Origin of the sequence: Rhizorhabdus dicambivorans (assembly GCF_002355275.1) — a bacterium.
In the GTDB taxonomy this organism is placed as follows: domain Bacteria; phylum Pseudomonadota; class Alphaproteobacteria; order Sphingomonadales; family Sphingomonadaceae; genus Rhizorhabdus; species Rhizorhabdus dicambivorans.
In genome coordinates this window covers 258,594-272,193 of record NZ_CP023449.1, presented here as the reverse complement: position 1 = coordinate 272,193, position 13,600 = coordinate 258,594, and the positions used below count along the sequence as shown (strand labels likewise).

Annotated in this window: 16 protein-coding genes; 13 read left to right on the top strand and 3 right to left on the bottom strand. The window is 67.0% G+C overall.

Features of this window, described 5'->3' with window-relative positions:
* Nucleotides 1-76: 76 nt before the first annotated feature.
* The 5 genes from CMV14_RS01190 (at nucleotide 77) to CMV14_RS01170 (ending at nucleotide 3,401) form a co-directional block, all read left to right on the top strand.
* Nucleotides 77-994 carry a LysR family transcriptional regulator gene (locus tag CMV14_RS01190; RefSeq protein WP_066965457.1) on the top strand — a complete coding sequence of 306 codons (918 nt, stop codon included), beginning with the start codon at nucleotides 77-79 and terminating at the stop codon, nucleotides 992-994.
* A gap of 147 nt (nucleotides 995-1,141) precedes the next feature.
* Complete coding sequence (locus tag CMV14_RS01185) at nucleotides 1,142-1,402, top strand: DUF3297 family protein (RefSeq protein WP_066965454.1); 261 nt, start codon at nucleotides 1,142-1,144, stop codon at nucleotides 1,400-1,402.
* Between the two features lie 4 nt (nucleotides 1,403-1,406).
* Complete coding sequence (locus tag CMV14_RS01180) at nucleotides 1,407-2,279, top strand: aldose 1-epimerase family protein (RefSeq protein ID WP_066965451.1); 873 nt, start codon at nucleotides 1,407-1,409, stop codon at nucleotides 2,277-2,279.
* A 48-nt stretch (nucleotides 2,280-2,327) separates the two neighbouring features.
* Entirely contained in the window at nucleotides 2,328-2,768 is a 441-nt protein-coding gene (locus tag CMV14_RS01175) for a response regulator transcription factor (protein ID WP_066965447.1), read from the top strand.
* Between the two features lie 90 nt (nucleotides 2,769-2,858).
* Entirely contained in the window at nucleotides 2,859-3,401 is a 543-nt protein-coding gene (locus CMV14_RS01170) for a DUF4199 domain-containing protein (protein WP_066965445.1), read from the top strand.
* A gap of 36 nt (nucleotides 3,402-3,437) precedes the next feature.
* Here the strand turns inward: CMV14_RS01170 and CMV14_RS01165 are convergent, their stop codons facing one another.
* The gene (locus tag CMV14_RS01165; protein WP_066965442.1) at nucleotides 3,438-3,917 is read right to left on the bottom strand and encodes an Hsp20 family protein; all 480 of its coding nucleotides are present in this window, start codon (nucleotides 3,915-3,917) and stop codon (nucleotides 3,438-3,440) included.
* Between the two features lie 246 nt (nucleotides 3,918-4,163).
* Between CMV14_RS01165 and CMV14_RS01160 the strand changes: the two genes are divergently transcribed.
* Together CMV14_RS01160 and CMV14_RS01155 are read left to right on the top strand one after the other, a co-directional pair.
* Nucleotides 4,164-4,379 carry a hypothetical protein gene (locus tag CMV14_RS01160; RefSeq protein WP_066965439.1) on the top strand — a complete coding sequence of 72 codons (216 nt, stop codon included), beginning with the start codon at nucleotides 4,164-4,166 and terminating at the stop codon, nucleotides 4,377-4,379.
* Nucleotides 4,379-4,564 (top strand): YdcH family protein, encoded by a 186-nt coding sequence (locus CMV14_RS01155; protein ID WP_066965436.1) that lies wholly within the window; start codon nucleotides 4,379-4,381, stop codon nucleotides 4,562-4,564. Before CMV14_RS01160 ends, CMV14_RS01155 begins: the two co-directional genes overlap by 1 nt.
* Before the next feature lie 55 nt (nucleotides 4,565-4,619).
* Here the strand turns inward: CMV14_RS01155 and CMV14_RS01150 are convergent, their stop codons facing one another.
* A complete protein-coding gene (locus CMV14_RS01150) occupies nucleotides 4,620-5,054 on the bottom strand; it encodes a VOC family protein (RefSeq protein ID WP_066965550.1) in 435 nt (144 codons plus the stop codon).
* Nucleotides 5,055-5,148: 94 nt separating this feature from the next.
* Between CMV14_RS01150 and CMV14_RS01145 the strand changes: the two genes are divergently transcribed.
* The 3 genes from CMV14_RS01145 (at nucleotide 5,149) to CMV14_RS01135 (ending at nucleotide 8,628) form a co-directional block, all read left to right on the top strand.
* Nucleotides 5,149-5,436, top strand: a complete 288-nt coding sequence (locus tag CMV14_RS01145) for a hypothetical protein (RefSeq protein ID WP_066965433.1) — start codon at nucleotides 5,149-5,151, stop codon at nucleotides 5,434-5,436.
* Nucleotides 5,437-5,724: 288 nt separating this feature from the next.
* Nucleotides 5,725-6,120 (top strand): peptide-methionine (R)-S-oxide reductase MsrB, encoded by a 396-nt coding sequence (gene msrB, locus CMV14_RS01140; RefSeq protein WP_066965430.1) that lies wholly within the window; start codon nucleotides 5,725-5,727, stop codon nucleotides 6,118-6,120.
* Nucleotides 6,121-6,567: 447 nt separating this feature from the next.
* Nucleotides 6,568-8,628: a transglycosylase domain-containing protein gene (locus tag CMV14_RS01135; protein ID WP_238147151.1), complete on the top strand. Its 2,061-nt coding sequence runs from the start codon at nucleotides 6,568-6,570 to the stop codon at nucleotides 8,626-8,628.
* 38 nt (nucleotides 8,629-8,666) lie between these two features.
* On the opposite strand, the gene CMV14_RS01130 is transcribed toward CMV14_RS01135, so the two are convergent.
* Nucleotides 8,667-10,100, bottom strand: coding sequence for a helix-turn-helix domain-containing protein (locus CMV14_RS01130; protein WP_066965425.1), 1,434 nt, complete (start codon nucleotides 10,098-10,100; stop codon nucleotides 8,667-8,669).
* A 267-nt stretch (nucleotides 10,101-10,367) separates the two neighbouring features.
* Here CMV14_RS01130 and CMV14_RS01125 point away from each other — a divergent pair, with 267 nt between their 5' ends.
* The 3 genes from CMV14_RS01125 (at nucleotide 10,368) to mce (ending at nucleotide 13,597) form a co-directional block, all read left to right on the top strand.
* On the top strand, nucleotides 10,368-11,900 hold the full coding sequence (locus CMV14_RS01125; RefSeq protein ID WP_066965422.1) for an acyl-CoA carboxylase subunit beta: 1,533 nt from the start codon (nucleotides 10,368-10,370) through the stop codon (nucleotides 11,898-11,900).
* Between the two features lie 96 nt (nucleotides 11,901-11,996).
* Complete coding sequence (locus tag CMV14_RS01120; protein ID WP_066965419.1) at nucleotides 11,997-13,175, top strand: beta-ketothiolase BktB; 1,179 nt, start codon at nucleotides 11,997-11,999, stop codon at nucleotides 13,173-13,175.
* A 2-nt stretch (nucleotides 13,176-13,177) separates the two neighbouring features.
* Complete coding sequence (gene mce / locus CMV14_RS01115; protein ID WP_066965547.1) at nucleotides 13,178-13,597, top strand: methylmalonyl-CoA epimerase; 420 nt, start codon at nucleotides 13,178-13,180, stop codon at nucleotides 13,595-13,597.
* Nucleotides 13,598-13,600: the final 3 nt, after the last annotated feature.

Sequence of the window (13,600 nt, the reverse complement as noted above, 5' to 3'; positions counted from 1 at the left end):
CAAGATAGGCTTGTGCTGGTACAAATAAACGGAGATGATCGAAACTGATCGTTTCCATTTTTGTACCGGAGGGCCGATGGCACGCCTACCCGATTTCGAAGCCTGGGCGGTCTTTGCCAAGGTGGCCGAGTTGGGCAGTTTCTCGGGTGCGGCGGCCGAGTTGCGCCTGTCCAAGGCCACGGTGTCCAAGGCGGTATCGCGTCTGGAGGAACGGCTGGGAACGCCGCTTTTCCACCGCAGTTCGCGCAAGCTGTCGCTGACCGAGAGCGGCTCGGCCGCGCAGGAGCGCGCCAGCTTCCTGCTGGCCGAAGGAGAGGCGATCGAGGAGGCGATCTCCGAACGCGGCGCGGTGCCGCGCGGCCTTGTCCGGCTGGCCGCGCCGATGTCGTTTGGCATCGCCCATCTCCGGCCGATATTGCCGCTGTTCCTCCAGGCCTATCCTGAGGTGGCGATCGACCTGCACCTTTCGGACGAGCGGATCGACCTGATCGAGCAGGGGTTCGATATCGCGCTGCGCATCGGCCAGCTCGAGGATTCGGCGCTCAAGGCGCGGCGGCTGTTCCCGGTGCGCCTGCCGCTGGTCGGCGCGCCCGCCCTGTTCGACCGGCTCGGCCGGCCGGAGCATCCGCGCGATATCCCGCGCTATCCCGCGATCATCTACACCCATGTCCGCGCACCCGGCCGCTGGTATTTCAGCCACCGGTCGGAGGGGGACCTCACCGTCGAGGTGAAGGGCCCCATCCGTACCAACAATGGCGACGTCATCCTCGACGCGCTGCTGGCCGGCACCGCCATCGCCCCGCTGCCCGATTTCCTCGCCTGGAAATGCCTTGCCGCCGGAAGCCTGGAGGAGGTGCTTGCCGACTGGTCGATCGGGCGGACCGCCGCGCTGCATGTCGTCACCCCGCCCACCCCGCTGCGCCCCGCCCGGGTCAAGGTGCTGATCGACTTTCTGGCGGCGGCATTCCTGAAACCGCCATGGACGACGAGTTGAGCGCCGCTTGCCCATCCCCTATGTCATTCCAGCGAAAGCTGGAATCTCGCGCGGCAGGCGCGCTCGCCATTCCAATGAGATTCCAGCTTTCGCTGGAATGACGGCTTGGGTTAAAGGCGCGCATCCTCTTTATCCGGACCTTATCCCATGACCGACATGCCCGACCGTCTTTCGATCAATCCCAACAGCCCGCATTATAATGGCGAGCTGCTCGAGCGCGGCGTCGGCATCCGCTTCAAGGGCGTCGAGAAGACCAATGTCGAGGAATATTGCGTCAGCGAGGGCTGGATCCGCGTCTCGGTCGGCAACACCCGCGATCGCAAGGGCAACCCGCTGACGATCAAGCTCAGCGGCCCGGTCGAGCCCTATCTGAAGGACGCACCCGCCGAAGAAGCCTCGCAGGGCTGACGCGGTGGCGGCGGTTCATCGCATCGGATCGGACCGCCTGACCGCCGAGATCTGCGAAACCGGCGCCGAATTGCAGCGGCTGACCGACGCCGCCGGGCGCGACTGGCTGTGGGACGGCGATCCTGCCTTCTGGACCGGCCGGGCGCCGATCCTCTTCCCCATCGTCGGCACGCTGAACCGCGACCGCTTCCGCTGGCGCGGCGAAAGCCATGGCCTGCCGCGCCACGGCTTCGCGCGGCGGCGTGACTTCACCCTTGCCGAACGCGATGGCGACGCGCTGGTGCTGCGGCTCGACCCGGACGAGGCGACTCGCGCGGTATGGCCTTTCGACTGTTCGCTGGAGATGATCTTCACGATCCGGGCGGCGACCCTGACGATGACGGCGCGGGTGACGAACAGCGGCGCCGATCCGATGCCGGCCAGTTTCGGCTTTCACCCGGCGCTGCGCTGGCCGCTACCGGGGGAACAGGGCAAGGCGGGCCATGTCATCCGCTTCGACCGGCCCGAGCCCGCACTGGTCCGCCGCCTCGACGCGGACGGCCTGCTCGATCCCGAGCCGCGCCCGACTCCGATCGAGGGCGACACGCTGCGCCTCGACGACGGCCTGTTCGCCGAGGATGCGCTGATCCTCGATCGGCTGGAAAGCCGCCGTCTGGCCTTCGAGGGCCCTGCCGGCACGCGGGCGACGATCGATTTCCAGGGCATGCCGCACCTCGGCCTGTGGACGAAGCCGGGGGCCGGCTATATCTGCATCGAGCCGTGGCAGGGTCATAGCGACCCGGCCGGCTTTCATGGCGAGATCGGCGAGAAGCCCGGCATGGTGATGATCCCGCCGGGCGGACAGCGGCTGTTCAGCATGGCGATCACGATCGGATGATTGCCTTGTCGCTGGACTCCCGCCTCCGCTAGGCGGACGATGGCTCGAATGCCCCGGCGCCGATCCCATCCCCCGATCTGGAAACAGGCGACCGCTTATGGCGTGCTGCTGGCGGCCGGGACGCTGGCGCTGCAATGGCTCGACTATCGGCGGCTGGCGCATGACCATGTCGAGGAAATCGCCATCGCGCTGATCGCGGGCGCCTTCCTCGTGATCGGGATCGTCATCGGCATCCGCGCCTTCGCGCCGCGCGCGCCGGTGCCGTTCGACGGGAATCCGGCCGCGCTCGCCTCACTCGGTATATCGGCGCGCGAACTGGAGGTGCTGCGCGAACTTGCGGCCGGGCATTCGAACAAGCAGATCGCGCGCCTGCTCGCCATCTCGCCGAACACGGTGAAGACCCATGTCGCGCGTCTTTACGAGAAGCTGGGTGCGGCGCGGCGTACCGATGCGCTGGCCCGCGCCCGCGAACTGGGAATCCTGCCCTGATCGGTTGGAACCGCCCCGAATCACCCTAATGGGCGATTGCATCGGCGGGGTTTCGGGCCTTCACTCGCCGCTCCAGAACGGGGAGGCACCATGTTCCGCACCATCCTGACCTATGGCACGATCGCCGGCCTGATCGTCGGCATTCCCAACATCGTCCTGATGCTGGCCTCCGGCGACGGGCAGCAGCTTCACAGCGTCACGCTCGGCTATCTGATCATGCTGGTCGCGCTCAGCGCCGTGTTCGTCGCGGTGAAGCGGCGGCGCGATGGCGCGCTGGGCGGTGCGATCGGCTTCTGGCCGGCATTGGGGCTGGGGCTGGCGATCAGCCTGATCGCGACGCTCTTCTATATCGCCGCCTGGGAACTGGTCTTCGCGATCAAGGGCACCGCCTTCCTCCAGTCCTACACCGACGCGATGGTCGCCGAGGCCGCCGCCAAGGGCGCGAGTGCCGCCGAGCAGGCGCGCATCCGCATGCATTGGAACGGCTTCTGGGCCGAATATCGCAACCCGCTCGTCCGCATCCCCTATACGGTCAGCGAGATATTGCCGGTCGGGCTGCTCGTCTCGCTGGTCTCGGCGGGGCTGTTGCGCAATCCCCGCTTCCTGCCGGCGAGAGGTGCCGACCGGTCATGAGGCAGGCGCCGGCGGGAACCCGCCGGCGCCGTCCCGTCAGGCCGCCTTCACCTTGCCCCGGAGCTTCGGCAGCAGCCCCCGGTCGTTGGCGGGCGCGCCGATCTCGATGCGGCGGGGCTTCATCGCCTCGGGCACCTCGCGCTGGAGCGCGATGCTGAGCAGGCCATTTTCGAAGCTCGCCGAGCGGACCTCGATGAAATCGGCCAGCTGGAAGCGCCGCTCGAAGGCGCGGGTGGCGATGCCGCGGTGCAGGTAGCGATCCGGCTCCGCTTCGGCATTGTCGGCCTTGTGGCCGCTGACGATCAGCTGGTTCTGCTGCGCGGTGATCTCGATCTCGTCCGGGCGGAAGCCCGCGACGGCGAGGGTGATGCGGTAGCTGTCCTCGCTGATCTTTTCGAGGTCATAGGGCGGGAAGCCCTCGCCACCGTCGCCGCGCGGGCCGGTTTCCAGCATGTCGAACAGCCGGTCGAAGCCGACCGTGGAGCGGCGATAGGGGGCGAAATCGATCCTTCTCATATCCAAATCCTCCTGTGAGCAATCTGAGCATGAGAGGCGCCGGAACGCGCCGGCGCTCTCGGTCGCCGGGCCCGCAAGGCACCCGGCGGACGGCTAGATAATTTTGCCTTCCACCACTTCAAGCCCGCTCTAAAAATTTTTTAGGTGCCTCTTATCAAGGGCTTGACGACTCGCTTCGCGCTTCCAGATTATCGGGCAGCGATCCCCGAGATCGCAGGGAGCGACAGGAAGAAAGGAGGCAGAACCATGTCCCTCTCCGATTTTCGACGCCCGTTCGACGTTGCCAGGCACCCCACCCTCGAACCCGAGGTGAAGCGGGCGATCCTCGCATCCTGGGCATCCGATGCCGCCGCCGTGGAAGGCAGGCCGGCGCTGCGCCGTCCGACCCCCCGCGCGCGTCCCGTCCCGATCGACGAGGTGATGGCCGCGCTTCGATCGCTCGATGGCAAGGAGGCGCACTGATGTCCGAACGTTTCCTCCACTATCTCGAAAAGGAACATGCCCGGCTCGAAGCAGCGATCACCGAGCAGCTGGCGAGGTTGCGGCCCGACGATCTGGAGGTCGCCCGGCTCAAGAAGGCCAAGCTGGCGGTCCGCGATCAGATCGCCGCATGGCAGGCCGAGCATAGCCGGAGCGAAGTGGCCTGAAGCGGCCCCGCCCGCCCCGTCTCCGGGGACGGGCGGGCCTCCCCCGTTTCCGCGATCAGGCGGCGAAGCTGACGGTGACGCTGTCCGCCGATCGCCCGGCGGGGCCGTGATAGACCGCCTCGATATTGTTGCCGTCGGGATCGATCAGGAAGGCGCCATAATAGCCGGGATGATAGGGCCGTTCGCCGGGCGCGCCGTTGTCGCGCCCGCCGGCCGCCAGCCCGGCGCGGTGGAAGGCGTCCACCATCGCCCGGTCGCGCGCCTGGAAGGCAAGGTGGTGGCGGCCGGTGAGCCTGCCCTGGGCGGCTTCGCTGTCGGCGGTGGAGACGAACAGTTCGTCGGCCCAGAAATAATCCTCGGCGCTGCCCGCGATGGGAATGCCGAGCACATCGAACAGGGCCGCATAGAAACGCCGGCTCGCCTCGATATCGGCGACGACGAGCTGGATATGGTCGATCAGCCGGCCACGGTGCAGGGTCTGGGTTTCCATCACATCCTCCGCTTGGTCGACGGTCTCAACCGGATCGTGGCGCGGCGGTTCCACCAACGGGAACCGGCCTGCGTCCGATGCGTCCTGATCGGCGATGATCCGCGCTACCGACTGGATGACCCTTGCCTTCGACGGCTGGCGCCTCGGCGTCGAGGCCTCGTCGGTGGTGACGATGCGGCTGGCGAAGCTCGCCGCAGGCGATGCCGCCGCCCTGGCCGAGGCGCAGCTGATGGTCGGCGAGAAGATCGAGGCCGCCGCCGCGCTGCAGATGCGCGCCATGACCGGCCGGCTGGGCGCCACCCCGGCGCGGCAGGCCAAGGCGACGATCGCCCATTATCGAAAGGCGGTGGGGCGCAACCGGCGGCGGCTGCGCAAGGGCTGACCGGGCCCGGAAGCACGCCGGCCCGGCGATCGGGACCGTGATCGCCGGGCCGGACAAGACTGAAGCCACTTCCAGAAAAAGGATGGGGGCGATTCCCCTGCGCCCCCGCACGCCAACGCAACCACACGGACGCCATGCAACGCCGATCCCCGCTCTAGGATGGTTAAGGGCATGGCGCAGTGACGCGCGTCACAGAGCGGACCGACGCGTGATTTTTTTGGCCGGACATGGTTGATCGGCCCTCCCCGCGCGCTTGACCTGCCGGGGTGGCGCGCCCACATTCCGGCCATGGACAAGCTTGATCTTCCCGATGAGGAGTGGCGCCGGCGGCTCAGCCCCGAGCAGTACCATGTCCTCCGCCAGGCCGGCACGGAACGCGCCTTCACCGGCAAATATTGGAACAATAAGGAAGACGGCGACTATCGCTGCGCCGGCTGCGGCGAACTGCTGTTCGACAGCGGCAGCAAATATGATTCGGGCTGCGGCTGGCCGAGCTTCACCACCCCCGCTGATGAAGAGATGATCACCGAGCATCGCGACGCCAGCCACGGCATGATCCGCACCGAGGTCCGCTGCGCGAAATGCGACGGCCATCTCGGCCATGTCTTCCCTGACGGGCCAGGGCCGGACGGGCTGCGCTACTGCATCAATTCGGCGTCGATCGATTTCGAGGGCAAGAGGTAAGGGGGCGTGACCCCTGGTCACCTCAGCGAAGGCGGGACCTTTGAATTAATCCCGCCCCTCCTGATCTGTCATTCCCGCGCAGGCGGGAATCCATATTCTCTGAAGCTCGAACCTCTTGGGCGAAGGGGTTATGGATCCCCGCATCCGCGAGGATGGCGCGTGTTGGGGAGCGGACGCGCTTTACGCAAAGGTTCCGCGAAGGCTGGGGTCCATGTCTCTCTTCAACCGCGATGGCATCTGGGAAGAAAGCAGACATGGATGCCAGCCTCCGCTGGCATGACGATCATATATGACTGCCCCATTCATCACCGCGTCATCATTGCTCGTCGATACCGATGTCCGGTCGATCGAAATCGGGGGCGATCCGCTTGGCAGGCACAGTCATAACCGCTAATCCGGCAATCGTTCATGCCGACCGCGCCCACACCCAAGGATAAGCCTCGCCACATGGGCTGGTTGAAGACCTTCCTGAAGCTTTCGCTGTTCGGCCTGCTCGCGGGGCTCGGCGCGCTCATCATCGCGGTGCTGATCGCGATGGCCTCGCTGCCGAGCTTCGAGGAGCTGAAGTCGAGCCCCAACGGCCAGATGGTCCGCGTGCGCGCCGCCGACGGATCGGTGATCGTCTCGCTGGGCCCCAGCTACGGCGACTGGCTACCGATCGGCCAAATCCCGCAGACCATGACCAAGGCGATGGTCGCGGTCGAGGACCGGCGCTTCTACATGCATCCCGGCATCGATCCGATCGGCATGGCGCGCGCCGCCTATGTCGCCTTCCAGCGCAAGGGCGAGGGGCGCCGGCTCCAGGGTGCGTCCACCATCACCCAGCAGATCGCGCGCAATATCTTCCTCACCAATGCCTACAGCTTCGGCCGCAAGTTCCGCGAGGTGATCCTGGCGCTGGCGATGGAGCGCAAATTCTCCAAGGAACAGATTCTCGAGCTCTATCTGAACCGGGTCTATTTCGGCGGTGGTGCCTATGGCATCGATGCGGCGGCCCGCAAATTCTTCGATCATTCGGGGACGAAGCTGAGCCTGGGTGAGAGCGCGATCATCGCCGGGCTGGTCAAGGCGCCATCGCATTATTCGCCCACCGCCGACCGGGAGGCCGCGATCGGCCGCGCCAAGGTGGTGCTGGAGGTGATGCAGGACGCCGGGGCGATCACGCCTTCGGAAGCGGAAGAGGTGGACCTCGACAAGGTCAACCTCGCTCCCGAGCGCGACCAGAATGCGGTGCGCTATTTCACCGACTGGGCGCTCGCGCAGCTCGACGAGGTGGTGGACGAGCAGATCGAGCCGATCGACGTGTGGACGACGATCGATCCGGCGATGCAGCGAGCCGCCGATGCCGCGATCCGGGCCAATGCCCCGCCGGGAGCACAGGGCGCGCTGGTCGCGCTCGACCGTGACGGCGCGGTGCGGGCGATGGTCGGCGGGCGCGACTATGTCAGCTCGATCTACAACCGCGCCACCCAGGCGGAGCGGCAGCCCGGCTCCGCCTTCAAGCTGTTCGTCTACCTGGCCGGCATGGAAGCGGGGATGAAGCCCGATACGCCGGTGGTCGACGAGCCGGTCGACATCAATGGGTGGAGCCCGCGCAATTCGAATCGCGAATATGCCGGCGAGATCGACGTGCGGACGGCCTTCGCCTTCTCGATCAACACGGTTGCCGCCAAGATCGGCCAGCAGGTGGGGTTCGAGACGGTCGCAGACATGGCGCACCGCTTCGGCATCGGCACCAAGCTGAACACCCATCCGTCGATGGTGCTCGGCACCTCCGACGTGCGGCTGATCGACATGACCCGCGCCTTCGCCGCAGTGGCGCGCAAGGGCGTCGCGGTGGTGCCCTATGGCATCGTCAAGGTGACAACCGCCAAGGGCGACCTGCTCTACGAGCATCGCGCCGACGACAACCGCGTGCTCGTCGCCCCCTGGGTGGCGGCGGAGGTAACCGACCTGCTCCAGACCGCGGTCAACACCGGCACAGCGCGTGCCGCGCAGATCGGCCGGCCGGTGGCGGGCAAGACCGGCACCACCTCCTCGAACAAGGACGGCTGGTTCCTGGGCTTCTCCAGTGGCATCACCACAGGCGTGTGGATGGGCCGCGACGACGCCAAGCCGATCGCCGGCCTGCAGGGCGGACGCGCGCCCGCCCGCGCCTTTGCCGATTTCATGAAGGTCGCGGTCGCCAAGCGCCCGGTCGAGCAGTTCGAGACGGCGGTGACCCTGCCCGAATTCCAGCTTGAGCCCGACGACGAGACCTATCTCAACATGCCCGACGAGGGCATGGTCGACGCCGACGGCATGCCGATCGACCAGGGCGAGCCGCAGGCCGATCCCGGCGACGGTTTCGAGCCCCAGGCCGCGTCGCCCGCCGCCGCGCCGCCGCGCGTCACGCCGCCGCCGGTGGCGACCCGCGGCGCCGCTCCCGCACCGCCGCAACCGCGCACCAGCCTTGGGTCCGATTTCCTGAGCGGGGTCGATCAGCAGCGCCCCGCCCGGCGGCAATAAGGCTGTCCGGACCTTCCCAACGCGGCGTCGATTCCTGATCAGGCAAGGCGGTAGGGTACGACGTCCCTGCGATCGGCGTCGACCGCGATAGCGCGGCCGGCGGGCGGGAAGGCGCGCTGGTCGCAATGGCGGCGCGGGCATAGCCGGCAGGAAACCCCGATCGGCGTGGCGGCCTCGACATTGCGGGTGTCGAGCGCGTCGGCATAGATGAAGTCGCGGGCATGATCGGCCTCGCAGCCCAGCGCCACCGCATAGCGGCGCGGCGCGCGGGTGAAGCTGCCCGACGGCTTCACCAGGCCCTTGGCCATGGAGACATAGCGGACGCCATCGGGCATCTCGGCGAGCTGGACGAGGATGCGGTCGGGGATCGCCACCGCCTCATGGACGATCCACAATGGACAGGCGCCGCCGAAGCGGGCGAATTGCAGCCGCGTCGCCGAATGACGCTTGGTGATGTTGCCCGCCATGTCGACCCGGCAGAAGAAGAAGGGGATGCCGCGCTCGGCGGGGCGCTGCAGGGTCGACAGACGGTGGCAGGCCTGTTCGAAGCTGACCCCGAAGCGCTGGCAGAGCCGGTCTATGTCGTGGCGCAGCGCGCGCGCCGTGTCGCGGAAGCGGCGATAGGGCATCAGCAGCGCCCCCGCCGCATAGTTGGCGAGCCCGACCGAGAGCAGCGGCCGCGCCTCGGCCGCGCGCAGCTGCGCCGCGCCCGCGACCGCGCCGATCGCATCGGCGAATTCGAGCTGGGCAAGCTGGTGCGCCATCATGAAGCGCCGCGTCTCGGGCGGCTGGGCGGCGCCGATGGTGAGCAATCCGCGCGCCCGGTCGAAGCGGCGCAGCAGGCCGCCATCCTCGCCGGTGCCGTCGCTGGCGGCGATCACCGCGTCGACGCCGTGGCGATGCTTCAGCGCATGGGCGAGCAGCGCCTCGGGCAGCGGTTCGGCGTCGAGCTCGCCGGCCAGCGCCTCGGCGGCGCGGTCTATGCTGTCGACATAATTGCCCTCGTCGTGGAACCAGTCGCGCACCTCCTCCCAGGGCAGCCGGTCATCGCCGGGCACGCCGCTGGCGATCCGGTCGTCGACCAGCTGGAGCCGTTCCTCGGTGCGGCGCCAGGCGTCGTGGAGGCGGACGAACTGGTCGGCGAACAGCGGCTGCTGCTCGACCATGCGGTGGAGCGTCTGCGGAGTGATCTCCGACGCGGCGAACAGCGGATCGGCCAGCGCCTCGCGCAGGCCGGCCAGCCGCCGCTCGTTGTCGCCGGCCGCATCGCCGTTCCAGTCGATCGGGAAGGTGCGGGCGAAGGCCTCGCTCACCGCCGGGGTGATCGGCCGGTCGTCATTCTCGAGCTGCGAGAGATAGGAAACCGACAGCCCCACCCGCGCTGCCATCGCCGCCTGGCCCAGGCCCGCCCGCTGGCGCAGCGCCTTCAGTTCATGTCCCGCGAACAGGCGGGTCCCGGTGCGTCGGGCCACATGCCTTCCTTCCTTCCACCGTCACCCCAGCCCTTCGACTGCCTTGCAGGCGCTCAGGATAAACTTCGGCAAAGCCGAAGGCTGGGGTCCATGTCTCTCCCATCCTCGGTGCCATCTGGGAAGGAGACAGACATGGATGCCAGCCTCCGCTGGCATGACGGTATTTGCAAATACCCTATTCGCAATTCCGCAATTTCACATTTGCCTTATCCGGCAAAGCTTGAAAAGGGGGCGCGTTCACGAATCCCTAGGGAGCATTGTACCCGCATGCTGGCGATCCTGCAGAAGCTCGAGGAAAAGCGCGCCGCGGCCCGGCTGGGCGGCGGAGAGAAGCGCATCGACGCGCAGCACAAGAAGGGCAAGCTCACCGCGCGCGAGCGGATCGAGGTGCTGCTCGATGCCGACTCGTTCGAAGAATATGACATGTATGTCGAGCATAACTGCACCGACTTCGGCATGGAGCAGGAGCATATTCCGGGCGACGGCGTCGTCACCGGATCGGGCACGATCAACGGCCGGCTCGTCTTCCTGTTCAGCCAGGATTTCACCGTCTATGGCGGCGCGCTTTCGGAGCGGCACGCGCAGAAAATCTGCAAGATCATGGACATGGCGATGAAGGTCGGCGCCCCGGTGATCGGCCTCAACGATTCGGGCGGCGCCCGCATCCAGGAGGGTGTCGCCTCGCTCGGCGGCTATGCCGAAGTGTTCCAGCGCAACATCCTGGCGTCGGGCGTGGTGCCGCAGATCAGCGTGATCATGGGCCCCTGTGCGGGCGGCGCGGTCTATTCGCCGGCGATGACCGACTTCATCTTCATGGTGAAGGACTCGTCCTTCATGTTCGTGACCGGCCCCGACGTGGTGAAGACCGTCACCAACGAGGTGGTGACCCAGGAGGAGCTGGGCGGCGCCGTCACCCACACCACCAAGACCTCGGTCGCCGACAATGCCTTCGAGAACGACATCGAGGCGCTGCTGTCGGTGCGCGAGTTCGTCGATTTCCTGCCGCTGTCGAACCGGCACGAGCTGCCGACCCGCCCGACCGACGATCCCTGGGACCGCGCCGAGCCCAGCCTCGACACGCTGATCCCCGACAGCGCGACCAAGCCCTATGACATGAAGGAGCTGATCGCGAAGGTCGTCGACGAGGGCGACTTCTTCGAGGTCCAGCCGAACCACGCCGGCAACATCGTCGTCGGCTTCGGCCGGGTCGAGGGCCGCCCGGTCGGCATCGTCGCGAACCAGCCGATGGTGCTGGCCGGCTGTCTCGACATCGCCTCGTCCAAGAAGGCGGCGCGCTTCGTCCGCTTCTGCGACGCCTTCGACATTCCGATCATCACCTTCGTCGACGTGCCCGGCTTCCTGCCCGGCACCGCGCAGGAGCATAACGGCATCATCAAGCATGGCGCCAAGCTGCTGTTCGCCTATGGTGAGGCGACCGTGCCGAAGATCACCGTCATCACCCGCAAGGCCTATGGCGGCGCCTATGACGTGATGAGCTCGAAGCATCTGCGTGGCGATCTCAACTATGCCTGGCCGACCGCCGAGATCGCGGTGATGGGCGCCAAGGGCGCGGTGGAGATCATCTTCCGCAAGGATATCGGCGATGCCGAGAAGATCGCCGCGCGCACCAAGGAATATGAGGACCGCTTCGCCAACCCGTTCGTGGCGGCGTCGAAGGGCTTCATCGACGAGGTGATCATGCCGCATTCCACCCGGCGCCGGATCGCCCTGGGCCTGCGCAAGCTCAAGAACAAGAGCCTCGAAAACCCCTGGAAGAAGCACGACAATATCCCGCTTTGACGCTTTTCCTCCCCGGCCGTCCCGTCCGCAGCGGGGCGGTTTGAAAAGATCCTGTCAAAGCCTCCCGCGGACGCGCGGGACAAGGAGTGAGTGATTATGGAAGACATCTACATCGTCAGCGGCGTCCGCACCGCGATCGGCGACTTCGGCGGCTCGCTCAAGGGCTTCTATCCGTCCGAACTGGGCGCGAAGGTGGTGGGTGAGGCGATCGGCCGCGCTGGCTTGGCGCCCACCGATATCGGCCATGTCGTGATCGGCCAGGTGATGCCGACCAGCGCCAAGGATGGCATGCTGGCGCGCACCATCGCGCTGGACGCGGGCATTCCCTATCAGGTGCCGGCGATGACCCTGAACCGCCTGTGCGGATCGGGCGTCCAGTCGATCGTGTCGGCGGCGCAGATGATGCAGCTGGGCGAAGCGACCATCACCGTCGCGGGCGGCGCGGAATCGATGTCGAACGTCCCCTATCACGACCATGGCATCCGCTGGGGCGTGAAGATGGGTAACAATACGCTGACCGACGCGCTGATCCAGGGTCTCCAGGATGCCGGCGGCGGCTATCATATGGGCATCACCGCCGAGAATTGCGCCGAGCGCCACCAGATCACCCGCGAGGAGCAGGATGCCCTGACGGTCGAAGGCCATCAGCGTGCGTCGCGCGCGATCGAGGAAGGCCGGTTCAAGGACCAGATCCTCCCGATCGAGATCAAGACCCGCAAGGGCGTCACCGTCTTCGACACCGACGAGCATGTCCGCGCCGATACCAGCGCCGAGGCGCTGGCGGGGATGAAGCCGGCGTTCAAGAAGGACGGCACCGTCACCGCCGCCAACGCCTCGGGCATCAACGACGGCGCCGCCGCCGTGGTGCTGGCGACCGCGGGCGAGGTCGAGAAGCGCGGGCTCAAGCCGATCGCAAAGATCGTCAGCTGGGGTCATGCCGGGGTCGAACCCGAATATATGGGTGAGGGCCCGATCAAGGCGGTGCCGGTCGCGCTGGAGCGGGCTGGGCTGAAGCTGTCCGACATCGACGTGATCGAGGCGAACGAAGCGTTCGCGGCGCAGGCGCTGTCGGTCGCCAAGGCACTCGGCTTCGACCGCGAGAAGCTGAACCCGAACGGCTCGGGCATCGCGCTCGGCCATCCGGTCGGCGCCACCGGCACGATCCTGACGGTCAAGGCCGCCTATGAGCTGCAGCGCACCGGCGGCCGCTATGGCCTTATCACCATGTGCATCGGCGGCGGCCAGGGCATCGCCATGGTCATCGAAAGGGTCTGATGATGAAGCTTGGCCGTCTGAACCATGTCGGGGTCGCCACCCCGTCGATCGAGAAGAGCATCTCCTTCTACCGCGACGTTATGGGCGCGGAGGTGATCCGCGAGCCGTTCGACCTGCCCGCGCAGGGCGTGAAGGTGTGCTTCGTCGACACGCCCAACAGCCAGATCGAGCTGATCGAGCCGCTGGGCGAGTCCTCCCCGATCCACGGGTTTCTCGCCAAGAACCCGGCGGGCGGCCAGCATCATCTCTGCTATGAAGTGCCGGACATCCACGCCGCCAAGGCGTGGTTCGAAGGCAAGGGCGCCAAGGTGCTCGGCGAGCCGCGTATCGGCGCGCATGGCACCCTGATCTTCTTCGTCCATCCCAAGGACATGGGCGGGGTGCTGACCGAGATCATGGAAACACCCAAGGGCGACCATTGAGGA